The sequence below is a fragment of the Comamonas sp. B-9 genome (assembly GCF_000410635.1).
Classification (GTDB): Bacteria; Pseudomonadota; Gammaproteobacteria; order Burkholderiales; family Burkholderiaceae_C; genus Comamonas.
Genome location: NZ_KE148620.1, coordinates 448 through 19,865, shown reverse-complemented (window position 1 = coordinate 19,865; position 19,418 = coordinate 448). Strand labels below are relative to the sequence as shown.

Here is a 19,418-nt window from a genome sequence, read left to right as displayed (position 1 = left end):
CGGCCTTGGCGTAGCGCTGCACGCCGGCGGCATCGGCCACATGCACGATCAGCGGGTGGTCGGCGGGCCGGCCCTTGGCGCTGAAGATCTGCGCCACGGCGGCATCGTTGTCGCTGTCGGCGGCCAGGCCGTAGACCGTCTCGGTCGGCAGGCCCACCAGTTGCCCCGCCTGCAGCGCCAGCGCCGCAGCGCGCACCGAGGCGTCGAGCTTTCCATCCAGAATCACGTGTAGTCCTCTTAGAACGCGGCAATGCCCAGGATGGCAGCGGCTTTCAGGGCCGTCTCGCGCACCTGCTCGGGTGTGGCGGCCGTGATGTTCAGGTGGCCCATCTTGCGGCCACGCTTGGCATCGACCTTGCCGTACAGGTGCAGGTGGCAACCGGGCAGGGCCAGCACCTGGTCCCAGGCCGGGGTCTGCGCGCTGGCGCTGTCCTTGAACCACAGGTCGCCCAGCAGGTTCAGCATGATGGCGGCGCTGTGCTGGCGCGGTTGCACCAAGGGCAGGTTGGCCATGCAGCGCACCTGCAGCTCGAACTGCGACACATCCAGCGCGTTCTGGCTGTAGTGGCCGCTGTTGTGCGGGCGCGGGGCGATCTCGTTGACGACCAGCTGGCCGCCATCGAGCACAAAGAATTCCACGCAGAGCACGCCGACATAGTCCAGGCCCTGGGCCACCGACTGGGCCGCCGCAATGGCCTGCTCGGCCTGCGCGGCAGGCAGGTTGCCGGGGTACACCTCGGTCACCGCCAGAATGCCTTCGCGGTGCAGGTTGCGCTGTACCGGCAGGTGCACGATATCGCCGTTGCGGCTGCGCGCGACGATGACCGAGCACTCATGGGCGAGTGGCAGCATCTTTTCGAGCACGCAGGCTACGTGCTTGAGCTCGTCCCAGGCCGCGTTCAGCTCTTCGCGGGTCTTGACACGGATTTGGCCCTTGCCGTCATAGCCCATGCGCGCGGTTTTCAGGATGCCGGGCAGCAGCGCGTCGTTGACGGCGGCCAGCTGCTCGGCCGTCTCGATGACGGCATAGGGCGCGCAGGGAACGCCGCATTTCACGAAATGGGCTTTTTCTGCGGCGCGGTCCTGGGCGATGGCCACGGAGGAACCTGCGGGCGAGACCGGCAGGCTTTGCGCGAGCTGGTTCAGCGCGGCAGCGGGCACGTTCTCGAACTCGGTGGTCACCGCAGCGCACAGGCGCGCCAGCTCGGCCAGGCCTTGCGGGTCTTCATAGCCGCTGCGCACATGGTGGTGGCTGACCAGACCGGCCGGGCTGGTCGCATCCGCATCCAGCACGGCGGTGAAATAGCCCATCGACTGGGCGGAGTGGGCAAACATGCGGCCCAGCTGGCCGCCGCCCAGCACGCCCAAGGTGGCGCCGGGCAAGATCACTTGGGCCGGGAGGTGCGCCGGGGCGCTGGGGCTCGTGGTGCTCATTCGTTCACCGGCAAGGTCATGTTGCGGGCCGCCTCGGTCTGCTCGGCGCGGAAGGCATCGAGCTTGGCGCGCAGCGCAGGGTCTTCGTTGGCCAGCATGGCCACGGCAAACAGGGCGGCATTGGCAGCGCCTGCCTGGCCGATCGCAAAGGTGGCGACCGGCACGCCCTTGGGCATCTGCACGATGGAGTGCAGCGAATCAACGCCTTGCAGGTGGCGGCTGGCCACCGGCACGCCCAGCACGGGCACCGGGGTTTTAGCGGCTATCATCCCAGGCAGGTGGGCGGCGCCCCCAGCGCCGGCGATGATGGCCTTGAGGCCCCGTTCTACGGCGCTCTCAGCAAAACGGAACATGTCGTCAGGCATGCGGTGGGCCGAGACCACCTGGGCCTCAAAGGCAATACCGAATTGCTGGAGAATGGCAACTGCGTGCTGCATGGTCTCCCAGTCGCTGCTGGAGCCCATGACCACGCCAACTTGGATGGGTGTCATAGTGTGGGTTGGCGGGTGTCAAAGGGCAAGAATGCCGGTCCCGCGCCAGGGTGGAACCCGCCATTTTACTTTTTGCAGTGAAGCTGCCTGATCAACACGGATTTTTAGCGACATGATCGACGTCACCATTGAGAATTTTGAAGCCGAAGTCATCCAGGCATCCATGCAGGTGCCCGTGCTGGTGGACTTTTGGGCACCTTGGTGCGGCCCTTGCAAAACCCTGGGCCCCATGCTGGATAAGCTGGAAGTCGACTACGGCGGCCGCTTCAAGCTGGCCAAGATCGATTCCGACCAGGAGCAGCAGCTGGCCGGCATGTTTGGCATCCGCTCCATCCCCACCTGCGTGCTGATGATGGGCGGCAAGCCCGTCGACGGCTTCATGGGCGCCCTGCCGGAGGGCAAACTGCGCGAGTTCCTGGACAAACACCTGCCCTCCGAGGCCGCGATGGCCGCCGAAGCGGGCGCTGATGAAGCCCAGCAGCTGCTCGACAGCGGCGATGTGCAGGCCGCGCTGCAGATGCTGCAAGAGTCGCTGGCGGCCGACCCCAGCAATGACGATGCCCGTTTTGACTATGCCCGCCTGCTGATCCAGACGGGCGCGGTGACCGAGGCCGAAGCCCAGATCGAGGAGCCGCTCAAGCGCATCCAGCAGCCGCTGCGCTTTGTCGCGCTCAAGGCCTGGGCCCAGGCGATCCGCTTTGTGCACGAGGACGACCGGGGCGATTGGCCGCTCGAGCAGTTCGACGCGGCCATTGCCGCCAACAAGCGTGATTTCGACACCCGCTTTGCCAAGGCGCAGGCGCTGATGGCCGAAGGCCAGTGGACGGCCAGCATGGACGAGCTGCTGGAAATCATCATGCGCGACAAAACCTGGAACGACCAGGCTGCGCGCAAGCTGTTTGTCGCCATCCTGGAGCTGCTGACCCCGCCCAAGCCCAAGGCCGCAGACACGGTGCCGGGCACCACGGCCGGCGGCATTGCGCTGACGGGCAAGGCCAGCAAGCAGGAGGACGAGGTGGGTGCGTTGCTGAGCAGCTACCGCCGCCGCCTGAGCATGGCGCTGAACTGAGCGCAAGCGGCGCGGCGGGCGCTGGTAGGCGAGAGCCGGTTTTGCGCAGCGGCCAAGCCCATCCTGTACAGTGTGGACCTACACCCCGTTGCAACTGCAAAACAGGGGTATGGTGGTTTGCACCTATACTGATAGCAGCAAAGCGGCGATGGGTGCGCGCAGGTGCCCATTTTGAGCGTCAATAGGCCCAAAGCTGTGGTCTTTGACGCTTGGGGCGCATGGGGCGTGCCGCTACCGCAGGAGAATCAACACCATGGGATTGTGGCAAAAACTGTTTGGCTGGCTGAACCCGTCCGCGCCAACGGCTGCCCCCGCTGATACCCCGAGCCCGCACCCGTCCGAGGCGCTGACAGGCCCTGCGTCGCAAGAGCCTGTGCGCGGCACGCGTGAGCCGGCCTTTGACCCGGCGGCCGAGCTGGCTGCGCCGGTGGCCAGCATCCCCAGCGCTGGCGATGTGCCCGCAGCAGCTGCCACCCCGCCTGCAGCCGAGGCAGCGCCCAGCCCCCAGGCCGATCTGTTCGAGGCCGCCGCTGCCCGCGACGCCGAAGTTCCCCCCGCGATTGCCGACCCCGCACTGCGCGAGGCGCTGTCTGCCTATGCCGGTATGGCCTGGGACCGGCAGCTCGATTTTGCCGAGAAAGTGGGCGACCGACCCTGGTCAGCCGATACGGCCCAGGGCCTGATCGCCTTTGGCGATGACCTGCGTTTTCGCATGCAGGTGCTGGGCTCCTACTCCTTCCAATCAGGCACCTGGCTGTGGATCTGGGCCCATACCCAGGCTGAGGTGGCGCCCGCCTTTACCGAGGTGGCACGCCAGCTGCAAGGCTTTGGCGCGGCCAAGAACCTGGCGCTGTTCACCGAGCCGCGCACCGCGCTGCGCCAGGAAGACCTGCATGTGATCGGCCTGATTGCCGCCGGTGCCGACAACAGCGCCGGCTACTACCTGGGCAACTATGGCGAGGGCATCTTGCTGGCGCTGATCGATCCCGACCATGGCCTGCCAACGACTGCGCCCAAGCCCGAGCGGGTGCCTACCGTCGTCTCGCAGCTGATCAGCGATTTTGAGCTGGACCACCGCGTGCTGCTGCAGCACTACCTGCCCGCCAAGGGTTTCAGCGTGCAGGAGACCGGCTCGCGCATCACCGGCCAGCACGGTGTCAACCGCATCGTTGCCGATCTGGACAGCCAGGGCCGCATCAGCGCCGTCTCCGGCAGCCTGGGCCCTGCCGTCTGATCAGAAGCGGTAGTCCAGCGTCTTGCCGGGCGTGCCGGCTGGCGCCACTTCCACACTCTGGTCAATCGTCTTGCCGCCCTCGGCGTTGGCCTTGACGGTGTAGCGGCCAATGTCCAGGCGCAGCAGGCAGACGGGCCCCTGGGCCTGGAACTGCGCCACTTCCTGCCCCTTGCCATCGGCAATCACCACCTGGATCTTTGCGAGGTAGTCGCCCGACCTGGTCGCAAACAGCAGCGACAGCGGGTAGTCCTTCATCGCCGCACGCATTGCGGTCGATTCATCTATGCCAATGCCGCCGCAGACATACTGCACATCGCCTGCTTTTTGCAGTGCGGGGTGCTGGGCATGGGCAGCGGTGGCGGGCAGCAATGCCGCGCAGAGCATCGCGGCGCTCAGGGTGGGGGTGTGGTTTTTCAAGGCAGTCCTTTGCAGTCATGGATCTGCCTTGACTGTGCGCTTGGCAGGCGCTGGCGCCTGTCAGCCAAGGGCGGACATGGCGGTACGCCTGCAGCGGCTTAAAAGCGTGGCAAATCCGGATGGGACAGCTTGCCCGCGCGCACCAGCATCTTGCCGTACTCGGCGCAGCGGTTCAAGGTCGGAATCACCTTGCCGGGGTTGAGCGTGCCTTGCGGGTCAAACGCGGCTTTCAAGGCCAGCATCTGCGCATTTTCCTCGGCCGAGAACTGCACGCACATGCTGTTGAGCTTTTCCACGCCCACGCCATGCTCGCCGGTGACGGTGCCGCCCATGGCAACGCTGGTCTCCAGAATGTCGGCGCCAAACAGCTCGCAGCGGTGCAACTGATCGGGGTCATTGGCATCGAACAGGATGAGCGGGTGCAGGTTGCCGTCGCCGGCATGGAAGACATTGGCGCAACGCAGCTGGTATTTCTTCTCCATCTGCTGGATGGCGAGCAGGATATCGGCCAGGCGCTTGCGCGGAATGGTCGAGTCCATGCACATATAGTCCGGGCTCATGCGGCCGCTGGCGGGGAAGGCGTTCTTGCGGCCGCTCCAAAAGCGCAGCCGCTCTTCTTCGTCCTGGCTGATGCTGATGGCAGTGGCGCCCGCTGCGCGCAGCACCTGGCTCATATGGGCGACCTCTTCGGCCACCTCTTCGGGCGTGCCGTCGCTCTCGCACAGCAAGATGGCTTCGGCGCTCAGGTCGTAGCCGGCATGCACAAAGTCCTCGACGGCGGCGGTCATCGGCTTGTCCATCATCTCCAGCCCGGCCGGGATGATGCCCGCGGCAATCACTGCCGCCACCGCGTCACCCGCCTTGCGCACATCGTCAAAGCTGGCCATGATGCAGCGCGCCAGCTGGGGCTTGGGAATGAGCTTGACCGTCACCTCGGTGGCCACGGCCAGCATGCCCTCGCTGCCGATCACCGCGGCCAGCAGGTCGTAGCCCGGCACATCCAGCGCCTGGCTGCCAAACTCGATGGGCTCACCTTCGACGGTGAAGCCCTTGATCTGCAGCACGTTGTGCACCGTGAGCCCGTATTTGAGGCAGTGCACACCGCCGGAATTCTCGGCAATATTGCCGCCAATGGTGCAGGCGATCTGGCTCGATGGGTCGGGCGCGTAATAGAGGCCATAGGGCGCTGCTGCATCGCTGATGGCCAGGTTGCGCACGCCGCATTGCACCACCGCCGTGCAGGCGGCCGGGTCGATGTGCAGGATCTGGTTGAAGCGCGCCATCGACAGGGTGACGCCCAGCGCAATCGGCAGTGCACTGCCAGACAGGCCGGTGCCGGCGCCGCGCGCCACCACGGGCACCTGCAGCGCATGGCAGGCCTGCAGCACCGCCTGCACCTGGGCATAGGTCTCGGGCAGCGCCACTACCAGCGGGCGCTGGCGGTAGGCCGTCAGGCCATCGCATTCATAGGGCGTGGTGTCCTCGTCGTGCCACAGCAGGCAGTCATCGGGCAGCAGCTTGCGCAGGGCGGCCACGACTTCGCGCTGGCGCGTGGCGCGGTCTGCGGTAGAGGGTTGGGGGGAGGCGTGAGCGGACATGCCCCAACTGTATCGCCATTGGCAGCTGCTGTGGGAAAGGGGCGGGATGGAGAATCAGGAAATCAAGAATCAGAGCTGCTGGCACTTGATGGGGGGCGTTATCAGGCAGAAATTGCCTCAGACAGCGAGGCCGCAAACTTGGCTGAGCGGCGCGGCGGCAGCCTCAAGGCGTAGCAAGCTTGCTGATGTAGGCGATGGCGGCTTGGCCATGCGGCTGCAGAAACAGTTCTACGTCCTGTCCCGACTGGGGAACGCGCAGGCGATGGGTCCCTTCCGTGATCGGCTGGCTGCACTGGAACTGCAGCGTCCATTGGTCCAGGCGAGGGTCTGTGGCTGCATGGGTCACGTTGACCAAGGTGAGCGTCGTTCCATTTTCCAGCGTGAATACCGTCCCTGCAAACGCCACCGGGTTGCGCACCAAGGCGTCCGCAGCAGAGGGTTGTGATGCCAGGGCGGCAAGCGCGGGTGAGCCAGCGGCCGCCACCGCCATGCCGGTTAAGGCCTGCTTTGCAAAATTTCTGCGATCCATGGCGGCCTCCTTGTGCCTTGTAAACAGTGAAAGCCGCTGACCGGCTTTGCAGACATAGATGCCATTCTGACAAAAAATAATGCAAAATGCTTCTAAATATTTCTTGGACTTGGGCGTGGCTGAGGTTTTGCGGGTCCAGTGGCCTGTTTAAAGGAAATCTGATGAGCGAATTTTTTGTAGGGCAAGTCATGATGACTGGCTTTGTTTTTGCCCCCAAATATTTTGCGCAATGCAATGGCCAACTATTGCCTATTGCCCAGAATCAGGCGCTCTTTTCGTTGTTGGGGACACAATATGGCGGCAATGGATCGACCAATTTTGCCCTGCCGGATCTGAGGGGGCGCACCCCCATTGGTTTTGGCAATTCTGTTGATCCGGGATGGTCGCCTCCTCCTGCTGGTATTGGCGAGAGAGGCGGTGTCGAAAACGTCACGCTGCTACCTGCCCAGATGCCATCACATACCCATGCCCTGCAAGCAAGAACGGCCACGGGCACTACCCGCATCCCCAAAGGCAATGCATTGGCAACCAGTGCTTCAACGGCCCTTTACGCGACAGGTTCGCCCAATGTCGCCTTGGCGCCGCAATCCATCTCGTCGGCGGGCAATACCCAGCCGCATCCCAACATGCAGCCCTCTACGACGCTGAACTTCTGCATTGCGCTACAGGGAATCTTTCCCTCCCGCAATTGAGCTGCATGCGGATGCCGAGCTTTCCCAGACGATCCATGAGGCCTTACCCATGAGCACACCCTATGTTGGCGAAATACGCATGTTTGGTTTTGGACGCGTTCCCAATGGCTGGTTTACCTGCGATGGAAGCCTGAAGTCCATTGCCGACTATGAGGTGCTTTATACCCTTCTGGGCACCACCTATGGGGGTGATGGGGTGAGCACTTTTGCTGTTCCTGATCTGCGTGGGCGATTGCCGATTCATCAAGGTAGCGGGCCGGGGCTGACTCCACGAGCCATCGGGCAAATAGCGGGTACCGAAGCTGTTACGCTGGCGCCTCAGCATATGCCGGCTCATATACACGCGGTGGCGGTAAGTACGGCGGCTGCAACATCACAATCCCCGGCATCCAACCAGATGCTGGCCGCCATCAGTGGGGACGGACTGTATGCCACCGAGGTTGCAGGAGACCCCATAGCCACCTCTTCACAGACAGTGGGTACTGTTGGAGGCAGCCAGCCGCACGAAAACACGATGCCGACCCTAGCTGTAAATTTCTGCATGGCTTGGGCAGGCATCTATCCATCACAGGGATAAGGTACGGTGCAAGTCCCGAGATGGCAACGATGGACTCCCGCTGCCTGTGCGCCTGAGACTTTCCAGAGGTAATACACCATGTCTGAACCATTTGTTGGCGAGATCCAGATTTTCGGCTTTAATTTTCCTCCGCAAGGTTGGGCGTCCTGTAGTGGTGCCACATTGCCTATTCAGCAAAATACAGCGCTTTTTTCGTTGCTGGGTACCCAGTATGGCGGCAATGGGCAAACCACCTTCCAGTTGCCCAATCTGACCGGGCGTGCAGCTTGCAACCAGGGGCAAGGGCCAGGTTTGACGCCTCGTGTCATTGGCGAGACTTTTGGCTCTGCAGCAGTGACCCTGAACTCGCAGCAAATACCCAACCATACCCACACCCTGCAGTTCTTCAACCAAGGTGATCCTGCCAAGCGCCTGTCCACACCGCAGGCGAATGCGGCGCTGAACCTGCCGTCGCAAGCTGCCTCCAAGTTCTTTGCTTCGCCTGGGGAGATGACCTCACTCTCACCTACTGCGCTTCAGCCCGCAGGCGGCTCTCAACCTCATGAAAACCGCCAGCCCTACCTGGCCATGAATTTCTGCATTGCGCTGCAAGGGGTATTCCCCTCATTTAGTTAACTGCGTTATTGCGGGAAAGGCGGACGGGGTGCAGCAGCTTCCACCATTTCCCGGCTCGCGGCAAGCGCCACCACAGCCTGCTGCATGGGTGGTGCACGGCCTGTCACTGCGGCATGCCTGTGATGAGGACTTGCCATGGCTGCAGATGCTCTATAGCCAGTCCCGCGAGGCAGAACTGGCCCCAGTTCCCTGGCCGCCTGCTGTGAAGGCTGCTTTTCTGGAGAGCCAGTTCGCGCTGCAGCACCGGCACTTTGTGCAGGGAGGGACGAGCGACGCCTGGTGGATCGTGTGCCAGAAGAACGCAGACGGCATGGTCCAAGCCATTGGCCGTCTCTACCTTGCCCAGGGTGCACACACCGTCACGGTGGTGGATATCTGCCTGCTTGGCGCGTACCAATCACAAGGGTTGGGCTCGGCGCTGTTGCGGCATGTCCTGGCGGATGCTGCGCAGGCCGGTAAAGCGGTGAGCTTGCATGTGGCCCATGGCAATACAGGCGCATTGCAGCTTTACCAGCGGCTGGGGTTTAGCGTGCAGGAAGATATGGGCAGCCACCTGCGGATGCAGTGGCTGCGGCCAGCGGCAGGCGCGGCGCTCCGCTAATTGAAAACGGCCTGGTAGAGAAAGCCGGTGGCATCACGTGCCACTGGCACGACAAAGATGGCCTGCTCCCCCATGCTCGCATGACGCATGGAATAGGTCTGCTGCGGGAAAAGAACAGCCGATTCGTTGCGAAACACCAAGGAAAACGGCTGGCGGTACAGTTGCGCCCCCGCTGACGACTGCAGTGGCTGCACCTCCACCAGCTGGAAAGGCACCTCGGAATCGGCCAGCAGACCCACAAATACCGTGCCGACATGGGGCTGGAAATCTTCCAGCGTCAAGAATCTCACCTCAATGCTCCCCTTGCTTGTTGTGTGCAGCACCGCGACTGCGGCGCGGTGCCTGCTGCCACGCCAGTGCAGCCAGCAGCAGCGCGAGCAGGGCCAACATTCCTTGCGACTGGCTGGGGACGGGCACAGCGCCTGCGCTGGCCTCGGCGACCCCAAACCCGCCAGGATCGGCGATGGAGCCGTTAGCAGCCAAGTCATCGTCGCCGGTCTGTCCGTCCGTCACCGTGTAGGTGATGGTATTGGTTCCCACCGTGGCTGGATACACATACCAGGATGGTGCCTTGCCGGGCTGCGGGCCATATTTCCAGTATTGCGCGCCGGCTGGAACGGCCGACGGATAGGCCAGCTCGATGGTGATGGTCGATCCCAGTTCGCAGCCCGTTGTCTTGAAGTCAAACAGGCCTTCAGGGAAGCGGATACCTGCCAAGGGGGTAGCCATCTCGGATTCGGGCAGATAGCGGCTCGTGTCGAATCCGCAGCCAGCACCACCGCCGCTGAGCGTGGCTGTGATGACGCCTGTCCCGCTGGGCGATGCTGCGGAATAGCTCTTGGCGCTGGGAACACCGGTTTGCGCGGCAGAGGCCGGGCCAGGGCCCACGTCATTGCTGGCAGTGACGGTGCAGTTGTATGTGGTGCCATTTGTCAGGCCCGTGATCTTCAAGGGCGAACTGGAGCCACTGACCGCCGTAGTGCCTGCACCGCAGGATGCGCTGTAGGCCGTGATGGCGCTGCCGCCGTCAGAGGCAGGAGGCACAAAGGAGAGAGTCAGCTCCGCATTTCCTGAGGAGATCGTCGTGATGGACGGTGCGCCGGGGAGTGTGGCAGGGGTGGCGGTGACCGAGGCAGAAGGCTGGCTGGAGCCGATAGCATTGCGCGCGGTGACGGAGCAACTGTAGGCGGTGCCATTGGTCAGACCCGCAACCGTGATGGGCCCTGTGGTGGCAGTGACGGACACAGAGCCCGGCAAGCAGGTGGCGGTGAAGTCGATCACAGCGACGCCATTGGGCGCCGCGGGCGTGAAGTCCACCAGGACTTGTCCATTGCCTCGAGTGGCGGGGCCAATGGTTGGGGCATCGGGCACCACACCAGGTGTCACATTGACCACGGCAGATGGTGCGCCGGCCCCTGCAAGGTTGCTGGCGGTCACGCTGCAGCTATAGGCGGTGCCGTTGACCAAGCCTGTCACTACCAATGGCGAGCTGGTGCCAACTTGCGTGCGGGTGGGAGCGCCTGCAGCGCTGCAAGTGGCGGTGTAGTCGGAGACAGGGCGGCCTCCGTCAACCAGAGGAGCGGTGAATGTCACTGTTGCCTGCGCATTTCCCGGTGTTGCGCTGGATATCGTGGGCGCTCCAGGCGGGCCAAATGGCGTGACCGATGCGGCTGTAGATTCACCACCGAAGCCTGCAGCGTTCCGTGCAGCAACCGTGCAGGTATAAGCGCTGCCATTGGCCATGCCGCCCACTTCAATCGGTGAGTCTGGCCCGGTGGCAGTCAGGCCACCACTGCAGCTGACGCGGTAGTCGAGGATGGCCGAGCCGCCATTGTTGGCAGGTGCGGTGAATACGATCGAGGCTTTTCCATTCAGGGGGACTGCACTTGTGATGCTGGGGGCCGCTGGTGCCGCTCTGGGCGTCACGCTCAGTGCGTTGGATGGCGTGCTTCCCACCGAGTTGCTGACTACCACTGTGCAGCTATAGGCGGTGCCATTGCTCAACCCTGGCACAGTGATGCTCGGCGGAGAGCCGCTGTGGAAAGTCGCGCCACCATCGCAGGTGGCTGCGTAACCGGTGATGGGGTCACCGCCATCGGAAGATGGCTCGCTGAAGGTCAAGACAGCGAAGGAATCGGCAGGTTGGGCGCTGGTCAGCGAAGGAGCCAGTGGAGCGCCCTTGGGCATCACGGCAACACTGCCAGAGGCTGCACTGGTTCCGATGGCATTGGTGGCCGTAACAGTGCACATATAAGTGGCACCGTTGATAAGACCAGACACCTCAATCGGTGATGCAGTGCCGGACTGGCTGTTCGAGCCGCAACTGGCCATGTAGGACTGGATGGCGCTACCACCATCGGACGCCGGCGGAGTAAAGGCTATCTGGGCCGCACCGTTGCCGCCGATTGCCGTGCCGATGACCGGCGCGCCGGGCGCGGTGGCATTGGCTACCACGATGGTCAGTGTGTGTATTTCGCTGTAATCGACAAGGGGAAAGATAGGATCAAGGGAGGCGTCGCTGACCAGCAATTGCACGCTGTAGCTACCCGGCACAGTAGGTGTTCCGGTGATGCCGCCGTTTGCTGACAGAGTCAGGCCCGCCGGCATCGTGCTGCCTGGCTGCAATGAAAGCGCCAATGGTGTTACCCCGCCGGCAACGGGAACCTGGGCAGAGGCAGGCATTCCGGTGGCCAAATGGATCGTTGCAGGAGAAATTGACAGATCGGGATTAGCCAGCACGCCTGCATAGGACTTGGTGCCGCTGACTGCAAGGCTGTCTGTCGCTCTCACTGAAAAGCTGTAGTTGCCGCGCACGCTGGGCGTGCCTGACAGTTGACCATCCGGAGACAGAGCCAGCCCCGCAGGCAATGTATCAGCGCTCACTACAACATAACTGTAGGGTGGCATGCCACCGGTGGCCGTGAACGCCGTACTTGCGGCCATGCCGGTTTTCAGGGTCAGGCTGCCTGGGGAGACACTTATGGCAGACCCTGAAGCTGTGATGATGATATTGAAAACCAGCGAGTCGCCCTGTGGGTCTTCCAATGTAAAGGTGTCAGAGGACGTGGCCGAGCCGTCATGGCTATAGGTCACAAACTGCTCGCCGCTGATATTGGGGCCAACCACGGCAATGCCATGCAGTGGGGCTACGGGCTGATTGGGCGGGGCAACTGCGCCTTCGCCAAAGCCAAAGTTGTCCGGGCCGTCAAAAGCCGAGATATTTATGGCGATACTGCCACCCGAGGCCACCGTAGCGGATTGCGGCGAAAAGCTGGAAGTCGCCGCCCAGAGCCGTGCGAGCGGCACCAAGCATAGGACGCAAAGTAGAAAAAATCCCCATATCGGTTGTCGATAAAGTGGTTTCACGGCTGCGCTTTCCGAAGAAATGAATGGCTGGTGGCGCAGATAAGGCTGTTACGGGATTTTGCCCAAATGCGTCAAATTGTGAACCAAGTATAACAATGCGATAAATGGAACGCGACTTCTTTTTGCTTGGCCAAGTCGCCATCCAACCAACCGGGGTAGTTTTATCCAAGCCGCTGAATTGGTCGCAGCTCAGGTTGCCATGTAAAAAAGCCAGCAGGGTACTGCTGGCTTTTTGGGGTTGGCTGCCGATCAGCGGAAGATAACGGTCTTGTGGCCGTTCATCAGCACGCGGTACTCGCTGTGCCACTTCACTGCGCGGGCCAGCACCTGGCTCTCGGTGTCCTGGCCACGGGCGGTCAGGTCGTCCACGGTGTCGGTGTGGTAGGCGCGGGCCACGTCCTGCTCGATGATCGGCCCTTCGTCGAGGTCGGCCGTCACATAGTGGGCGGTGGCGCCAATAAGCTTCACGCCCCGGTCATGGGCCTGGTAATAGGGCTTGGCACCCTTGAAGCTGGGCAGGAAGCTGTGGTGGATATTGATCGCACGGCCCGACAGCTTGCTGCACAGGTCGTTGGAGAGCACCTGCATGTAGCGCGCCAGCACGACCAGCTCGGCGCCTTCGGCCTCGATGATCTCGAATTGCTTGGCCTCGGCCTGGGCCTTGGTCGCCGCCGTCACCGGGATGTGGTGGAAGGGGATGTTGTAGCTGGCGGCCAGCTGGTAGAAATCGCGGTGGTTGCTGACGATGGCGCGGATGTCGATGGGCAGCAAGCCTTCCTTCCAGCGGAACAGCAGGTCGTTCAAGCAGTGGCCCTGGCGGCTGACCATGATGACGGTCTTGATCTTTTCATCGGCCGCATGCAGGCGCCAGTGCATCTCGAAAGGCTTTGCAAAGGCATCCAGGTCCTCGCGCAGCTGGCTGGCAGCGCCGGTGCTGGCAAAACGCACGCGCATGAAAAAAAGGCCGGTGGCCGGGTCGTTGAACTGGGCGGCTTCTTCAATATTGCTGCCGTGCTCCAGCAGGAATCCGGATACCGCGTGGACCAGCCCCCGGCGATCAGGGCACGAGAGAGTGAGGATGTAAGCGTTGGTCATAACCTGCCATTGTCGCAGTGTTGGCTAAGGGAGTTCCCCAGTCGGGGTTTGGTATTTTGACTGGGTAGAACGAGGTCGCTACTTTGTAAATAAACGTCAAGATTATAAATTTATTGTTCTGTCATCCTGTGGTCATCTGGGCAAGCCGCTGGCCCGGAAAACCGCAGCAAATCAAGGACATCGACCAGAACCCGTGTGGCTTGGAAGAGGGTGGTGGATAAGCGCTTCCTCGCTTTCCAGGCGTTGGCAGCACGGCATTTTCGCAATCGGTCCAAGCGGGTATGCAGCCACACCACAAGGGTGGTTTCGTGGTTTCCATGTTCGGCAATTGGGGGTAGATTGGCAGTTGGTCTCCAACCCCCGAGTGAGTTTGGATTGGCCTATCGATTTCACCAAACTGCCGCCCTGACCCTGGGCATGCCCGAGCGCCATGCCCCGCTGCATGGGGCCGGGCTGCGGGTCGCCTGGCGCCAGTGCTGCCCCAGCGGCAGCCCATCGCCGTGATCTGCGGGCACACGACCGATTTTTTGAGGATTTAACAGATGAAACGCGACAACATCACCCAGTCTCCCGAGGCCCTGGCTGCCCAGGCACCCCAGGCCATCAGCCTGGATGTGCTCAAGGAGAAGTACTTCAAGGGTGATGAGTCCAGCATCGAAGACCTCTACAGCCGCGTCGCGCGCGCGCTCGCGGCGGTGGAAAAGCCCGAGCTGCAGGCCGAATGGGAGGCCAAGTTTTACGCCAACCTGCATGCCGGCGCCATTGGCGCGGGCCGCATCATGTCGGCCGCCGGTACCGACATCCAGGCGACCTTGATCAACTGCTTTGTGCAGCCGGTGGGCGACTGCATCCAGGGCTTTGACGACGAAGGCTACCCCGGCATTTACGAGGCGCTGCGCGAAGCGGCGGAGACCATGCGGCGCGGCGGCGGTGTGGGCTATGACTTCTCGCGCATCCGCCCCCGGGGGGCGGAGGTCAAGGGCACGGCCTCGATGGCCTCGGGGCCTTGCAGCTATATCAATGTGTTTGACCAGAGCTGCTCCACGGTGGAATCGGCCGGCGCACGCCGGGGCGCGCAAATGGGCGTGCTGCGCATCGACCACCCCGATGTGATGGAGTTCATCACTGCCAAGCGCACGCCAGGCCGTTGGAACAACTTCAATGTGTCGGTGGGTGTGCCCGATGCCTTCATGCAGGCGGTGGTGGACGATGCCGACTGGCAGCTGGTGCACAGCGGCAAGCCCAATGCCAAGCTGCGCGCCGAAGGCGCGGTGCTGCGGGGTGACGGCCAGTGGGTCTACAAGACGGTGCGTGCCCGGGCGATGTGGGACACGATCATGACCTCGACCTATGATTTTGCCGAGCCGGGCATCCTGTTCCTCGACCACATCAACGACGACAACAACCTGCGCTACTGCGAGCGCATTGCCGCGACCAACCCCTGCGGCGAGCAGCCGCTGCCGTCCTACGGTTGCTGCGACCTGGGCCCCATCATCCTGACCCGCTTTGTACGCAACCCCTTTGGTTTTGGTGGCCTGCCGAGCTTTGATTTCGACAGCTTCGAGCAGGTCGTGGCCACCCAGGTGCGTGCGCTGGACAACGTGCTGGACGCCACCTTCTGGCCGCTCGAGCAGCAGCGTGAGGAGTCGGCTGCCAAGCGCCGCATTGGCGTGGGCTTTACCGGCATGGGCAATACCTTGACGATGCTGACCCTGCGCTACTCCGACCAGGAAGGCCGCGACATGGCCAAACGCATTGCCGAATGCATGCGCGATGCCTCCTACCGCGCCTCGGTCGGCCTGGCCAAAGAGAAGGGTGCCTTCCCCAAGTTCGATGCCAAGGGCTACCTGGCCAAGGGCACCTTTGCCAGCCGCCTGCCCCAGGACATCCAGGACGACATCCAAAAACACGGCATCCGCAACAGCCACCTGCTGTCGATTGCGCCCACCGGCACCGTCTCGCTGGCCTTTGCCGACAATGCCTCCAACGGCATCGAACCCGCTTTCTCCTGGACCTACACCCGCAACAAGCGCGAGGCCGATGGCAGCAAGAGCCAGTACCAGGTCGAGGACCACAGCTGGCGCCTGTACCGCGAGCTGGGCGGCGATGTAGAGCAATTGCCTGCCTACTTTGTCTCGGCGCTGGAGATGTCGGCCACCGAGCACTTGGCGATGATGGAAACCGTGCAGCCCTATGTGGATACCGCCATCTCCAAGACGGTGAACATCCCCGCCGACTACCCCTATGAGGACTTCAAGAACCTGTACCTGCAGGCCTGGCGCGGCAACCTGAAGGGCCTGGCCACCTACCGCCCCAACAGCATTCTGGGTGCGGTGCTGGAGACCACGCCCGCCGCCAAACCCGAAACCCCGGCCGCCGAGAAGGCCGCCGCAGCGGCGCTGGTGGACCCGATGAAGCTGGTGATCGAGCGCCGCCCCGAGGGCGAGCTCAGCGCCGTGGCCGACAAGGTCGAGTACTGGACCCAGGAAGGCCAGCAGCGCCTCTACATCATCGTCTCCTTCCTGCCGGTGCCGAGCGCCGATGGCAAGAGCATGGTGGACCGGGCGGTCGAGTTCTTCATGCCCGTGGGCCAGAGCGGCGAGTCGCAGCAGTGGATCACCTCCAGCATGCGCCTGCTGTCGCTGGCCGCGCGCGGTGGTTTCCTGGAGCGTGCGCTGGCCGACATGCGCAAGGTCGCCTGGGACCGGGGCCCCGTGCGCCTGGGCACCTACCAGCGCGCCGATGGCACCCATGTGCCGATGTGGCATGACTCGGAAGTGGCCGCCATCGCCTATGCGGTGCAGCAGATCCTGGAGCGCCGCCGCCAGCAGAACCTGCCCGGCATCAGCAGCTCCACCCTGACCCCGGCCGTGCCCGCACCCGTGGTGAGCCAGGCCCTGCAGACCATGGCCGGCAAAAAATGCAACGAGTGCGGCGCCCATGCGGTGATCCGCAAGGATGGCTGCGAGTACTGCACCGCCTGCGGCGCCGTCGGTGCCTGCGGTTAAGCCTGCGCTGGCGCTGAACCTGGCCTTCAGCCGCTGAGAAAAAACGCCCGTGTCGCAAGACCGGGCGTTGTCGTTGGTGGGCCCTGTGTTTCCGCCGTGGCCTTGCGGGATCAGCACGACACCGCTGACTGCGCAAATACCTCCTTGGCCACAAACAGGCCGTTGAGCGCGGCCGGAAACCCGGCATAGACGGCCATCTGCATGATGGTCTCCACCACTTCCTGCTGGCTGCAACCCACATTCAATGCCGCCTGGATATGTACCTTCAGCTGCGGCGCGGCATGGCCCAGCGCGGTGAGGGCGGCCACCGTGGCAATCTCGCGGCTTTTGAGGTCCAGCCCCGGGCGGCTGTAGATGTCGCCAAAGGGGAATTCGATCAGGTAATCCGCAAAGTCAGGCGCGATACCGGCCAGGCTGGCCACTACGTGCTCTCCGGCATGGCCATCGATTTCGCGCAGTTTGTCCAGGCCACGTTGGTAGCGGGTGGTTTCAGCCATGGTTCGACTCCTTCTTCGGCGTGGTGTTTTTGTGGGGCGGCGCTGAGGCTGCGGCTTCCAGTGCCTGGTAATGGGCAATCTTGTCTTGCAGCGCCTGGGCGGCTTGCTGCATGGCGCTGATGTCGGCCTGCACCTCGGCCAGGTGCGTTTGCAGCATGGCGCGCCGCGCGGGCACCGTGGCATCGCCGGTGCTGCGTAGCTGGGCGAACAGGCGCATCTTCTGGATGGGCATGCGGGTGGTGCGCAGGCGTGTCAGAAAGGCGAGCCAGGCCAGGTCGGCTGCGGCATAGCGGCGTTGGCCGCCGGCCGCACGCGCTACGGCGGCAATCAGGCCGATGCGTTCGTAATAGCGCAAGGTGTGGGCGCTCAACCCGGTGCGTTGCGCTGCTTCTTCAATGCTGAGAGGTGGTTCCATGCAGGCATTGTCGAAGTTAGAGCGCACTCTAAGTCAAGCGTTGCCGCCGCTTTTGGGCAAAAAAAAAGCTGTTGGCGCCTGGAGGGTACGCAAACAGCGGGGATGGTGGGCGAGAGGTGCGGCGTTTAGTGCACGATCACCGGTTGCTGGGCCAGGCCGGTATAGCGGTCCAGTGTGGCTTCAACCTCTTCTTCGGTCGGAGCATTGGCTTGCCAGGCCTGGATTTGCTGGTGGAACATTTCTGCCCAGGCGCCATCGAGGTAGAGCTCCTTGCCGCTGCGCTTGTCCACAATCTCAAAACCCTGGCGCTGCAGATGGCGCAGCGGTTCGGTAACGGTGGGGTTGGTGACGGAAGCACCATCGTTGGACAGGGGCAGCTCTGGCGTCAGGTGCAACACCACAAAAGAGTCCGAGTCGTAAATCATTTGCATGATGTTCCTCCTTGTGAAGTGCAGGTGGTGGCAGTTTGCGGCATTGCAAGTCTGCGTCCACATGTCCGTTGTAGCAGGTTTTGATGGCATTCCTGGCAATTGGCGCCCTTTTTACGGCCAAACGTCGCAAATCAGGGACGTATCGCGCAGGCTTTGTCGTACAAAGCCGCGCAGCGCGGCGATTCAAGGCGGGCTGTCCACCGTGGCCGCCTGCAGCTGCAGATCGGCAAAATCGCCATTGGACTGGGACAGGCGGATGCGCACCGGAAGGTACTGCAGCGACGGGGCCAGCCAGAGGTGGGCCGTTTGGTCCTGGCCCTTGCGCGGCTGGCGCGTCAGGCGCAGGCTGGGGGTGGGCCCGGCGGGCAGATCCAGCGTTTCGGGGCCATCGACGACAAAGGTCCAGACCTCGGCGCTGCGCGCGCTGGTCACGTTGATGGCCACCGTGCTGCCGGGGGCATAGCGCTCGGGGTTGGCCGCCACCATGCTCGAGAGCTGCAAAAAGATCGACAACCGGTCTTGCACACCGGCGCTCACGGCCTGGGGCTCGTCACCATCGCTGTAGCGGATGCGGCCTGCCGGGGCGTCGAGCTCGGCGCTGCGCTCTTTGCGTGCCTTGTCGACAAAGCGTTGGGGCGCCAGGCCATGGGGCGTAATCTGGCCGCTGCTGGTCTGGCTGCGGCTGCCCATCAAAAAGGCCGACACCTCTTGCTCGGCCTGGTAGCGCTGGCCATCAGTCTTGAACGTCAGCTGCGCCTTGGCCGAGTACTGGAAACCCTTGGCCGAGCCCTTGGCCTGGAACTGCAGCCGCGCCGAGGGCGGCAGCTTGATCGCAGGCAGGGGGCCGGCATAGCCGGGGCTGCCAATGCCGATGGCGGGCGCGGGTTCGCTGGCACTGGCACTGGGCGCCTCCGTCTCGGCCTTGGCTTCCGAAGTGGATGGGCTGGCATCGCCCTGGTCTGCGACGGCATTGAGCGGCTGCAGATCGGCCGCAGAGCCGGGGATGGGCTCCGGCGTGGGCGCGGGGCTGGCGTCGCCGGATGCGAGCAACTGGTCCAGTGCCGACGGGGCCGCGGGTGCCGCGTCGGCTTCTGCGGTAGGCGCTCTGCGGTAGGCGCTGCCTCTGAGGTGGCTGGGTTTTCGCTGGACGTTTCGCGGAACTTGGGGCCCACACTTGCGCGGCTGGCCGGCGCCTGTTCTGGCGGCGCTTTTTGAACCTGGGGCCGGGGGGCGACAGGGGCTGATTGCGCCACGCTGGGCCTGGAGGCCGGCGTGGGTGCAGGCGGCACGGCCGCCGGGGGCGGTGGGGCTATTTGGCGCACCTCAAAGCGCAGCTCCTTGGGTGTGCT

The 19,418-nt window shown here is 63.4% G+C and carries 21 protein-coding genes; 7 read left to right on the top strand and 14 right to left on the bottom strand.

The features are described from left to right. The 3 genes from H928_RS0117145 to purE form a co-directional block, all read right to left on the bottom strand. The coding region (locus H928_RS0117145; RefSeq protein ID WP_027011060.1) for an L-threonylcarbamoyladenylate synthase at positions 1-226 on the bottom strand (226 nt) is incomplete at its 3' end. Between the two features lie 11 nt (positions 227-237). Beyond that, positions 238-1,434 carry a 5-(carboxyamino)imidazole ribonucleotide synthase gene (locus tag H928_RS0117140; protein WP_021027608.1) on the bottom strand — a complete coding sequence of 399 codons (1,197 nt, stop codon included), beginning with the start codon at positions 1,432-1,434 and terminating at the stop codon, positions 238-240. Then, a complete protein-coding gene (gene purE, locus H928_RS0117135; protein WP_021027607.1) occupies positions 1,431-1,925 on the bottom strand; it encodes a 5-(carboxyamino)imidazole ribonucleotide mutase in 495 nt (164 codons plus the stop codon). The genes H928_RS0117140 and purE overlap by 4 nt, the downstream gene beginning before the upstream one ends. A 112-nt stretch (positions 1,926-2,037) precedes the next feature. On the opposite strand from purE, the gene trxA reads away from it, so the two are divergent. Continuing rightward, a complete protein-coding gene (gene trxA, locus H928_RS0117130) occupies positions 2,038-2,994 on the top strand; it encodes a thioredoxin (protein ID WP_021027606.1) in 957 nt (318 codons plus the stop codon). A gap of 253 nt (positions 2,995-3,247) precedes the next feature. Then, entirely contained in the window at positions 3,248-4,228 is a 981-nt protein-coding gene (locus H928_RS0117125; RefSeq protein WP_021027605.1) for a DUF6882 domain-containing protein, read from the top strand. Here H928_RS0117125 and H928_RS0117120 read toward each other — a convergent pair whose 3' ends face one another. The 3 genes from H928_RS0117120 to H928_RS0117110 form a co-directional block, all read right to left on the bottom strand. Beyond that, positions 4,229-4,645 (bottom strand): hypothetical protein, encoded by a 417-nt coding sequence (locus H928_RS0117120; protein ID WP_021027604.1) that lies wholly within the window; start codon positions 4,643-4,645, stop codon positions 4,229-4,231. It abuts the gene before it with no gap. A 98-nt stretch (positions 4,646-4,743) separates the two neighbouring features. Beyond that, the gene (locus tag H928_RS0117115) at positions 4,744-6,243 is read right to left on the bottom strand and encodes an FAD-linked oxidase C-terminal domain-containing protein (RefSeq protein WP_021027603.1); all 1,500 of its coding nucleotides are present in this window, start codon (positions 6,241-6,243) and stop codon (positions 4,744-4,746) included. 163 nt (positions 6,244-6,406) lie between these two features. Further along, positions 6,407-6,772 (bottom strand): hypothetical protein, encoded by a 366-nt coding sequence (locus tag H928_RS0117110; protein WP_021027602.1) that lies wholly within the window; start codon positions 6,770-6,772, stop codon positions 6,407-6,409. A 161-nt stretch (positions 6,773-6,933) separates the two neighbouring features. Here H928_RS0117110 and H928_RS30980 point away from each other — a divergent pair, with 161 nt between their 5' ends. The 4 genes from H928_RS30980 (at position 6,934) to H928_RS0117095 (ending at position 9,257) form a co-directional block, all read left to right on the top strand. Continuing rightward, positions 6,934-7,464: a phage tail protein gene (locus H928_RS30980; RefSeq protein WP_084635855.1), complete on the top strand. Its 531-nt coding sequence runs from the start codon at positions 6,934-6,936 to the stop codon at positions 7,462-7,464. A gap of 49 nt (positions 7,465-7,513) precedes the next feature. Next, a complete protein-coding gene (locus H928_RS30975; RefSeq protein WP_084635854.1) occupies positions 7,514-8,041 on the top strand; it encodes a phage tail protein in 528 nt (175 codons plus the stop codon). 78 nt (positions 8,042-8,119) lie between these two features. Continuing rightward, positions 8,120-8,656: a phage tail protein gene (locus H928_RS0117100; protein ID WP_021027600.1), complete on the top strand. Its 537-nt coding sequence runs from the start codon at positions 8,120-8,122 to the stop codon at positions 8,654-8,656. 28 nt (positions 8,657-8,684) lie between these two features. Further along, positions 8,685-9,257, top strand: coding sequence for an N-acetyltransferase (locus tag H928_RS0117095; protein ID WP_148293207.1), 573 nt, complete (start codon positions 8,685-8,687; stop codon positions 9,255-9,257). Here H928_RS0117095 and H928_RS0117090 read toward each other — a convergent pair. From H928_RS0117090 to purU, 4 genes are all read right to left on the bottom strand, one after another. After that, positions 9,254-9,547, bottom strand: coding sequence for a hypothetical protein (locus H928_RS0117090; protein ID WP_027011058.1), 294 nt, complete (start codon positions 9,545-9,547; stop codon positions 9,254-9,256). The genes H928_RS0117095 and H928_RS0117090 overlap by 4 nt on opposite strands. Before the next feature lies 1 nt (position 9,548). Then, positions 9,549-12,506: a fibronectin type III domain-containing protein gene (locus tag H928_RS30970; RefSeq protein WP_084635853.1), complete on the bottom strand. Its 2,958-nt coding sequence runs from the start codon at positions 12,504-12,506 to the stop codon at positions 9,549-9,551. Next, on the bottom strand, positions 12,463-12,792 hold the full coding sequence (locus H928_RS31700; RefSeq protein ID WP_148293206.1) for a hypothetical protein: 330 nt from the start codon (positions 12,790-12,792) through the stop codon (positions 12,463-12,465). Before H928_RS31700 ends, H928_RS30970 begins: the two co-directional genes overlap by 44 nt. A gap of 80 nt (positions 12,793-12,872) precedes the next feature. Then, positions 12,873-13,718 (bottom strand): formyltetrahydrofolate deformylase, encoded by an 846-nt coding sequence (gene purU, locus H928_RS0117070; RefSeq protein ID WP_021027594.1) that lies wholly within the window; start codon positions 13,716-13,718, stop codon positions 12,873-12,875. A 542-nt stretch (positions 13,719-14,260) separates the two neighbouring features. On the opposite strand from purU, the gene H928_RS0117065 reads away from it, so the two are divergent. Beyond that, on the top strand, positions 14,261-16,726 hold the full coding sequence (locus tag H928_RS0117065) for an adenosylcobalamin-dependent ribonucleoside-diphosphate reductase (protein WP_021027593.1): 2,466 nt from the start codon (positions 14,261-14,263) through the stop codon (positions 16,724-16,726). 110 nt (positions 16,727-16,836) lie between these two features. Here the strand turns inward: H928_RS0117065 and H928_RS0117060 are convergent, their stop codons facing one another. The 4 genes from H928_RS0117060 to H928_RS28435 form a co-directional block, all read right to left on the bottom strand. Continuing rightward, the gene (locus tag H928_RS0117060; RefSeq protein ID WP_021027592.1) at positions 16,837-17,223 is read right to left on the bottom strand and encodes a carboxymuconolactone decarboxylase family protein; all 387 of its coding nucleotides are present in this window, start codon (positions 17,221-17,223) and stop codon (positions 16,837-16,839) included. Continuing rightward, positions 17,216-17,638, bottom strand: a complete 423-nt coding sequence (locus H928_RS28440; RefSeq protein WP_021027591.1) for a MerR family transcriptional regulator — start codon at positions 17,636-17,638, stop codon at positions 17,216-17,218. Before H928_RS28440 ends, H928_RS0117060 begins: the two co-directional genes overlap by 8 nt. A gap of 125 nt (positions 17,639-17,763) precedes the next feature. Beyond that, entirely contained in the window at positions 17,764-18,069 is a 306-nt protein-coding gene (locus H928_RS0117050) for a DUF3567 domain-containing protein (protein ID WP_021027590.1), read from the bottom strand. A 183-nt stretch (positions 18,070-18,252) separates the two neighbouring features. Then, a complete protein-coding gene (locus tag H928_RS28435) occupies positions 18,253-19,119 on the bottom strand; it encodes a DUF3108 domain-containing protein (protein ID WP_052330072.1) in 867 nt (288 codons plus the stop codon). Positions 19,120-19,418 lie beyond the last annotated feature (299 nt).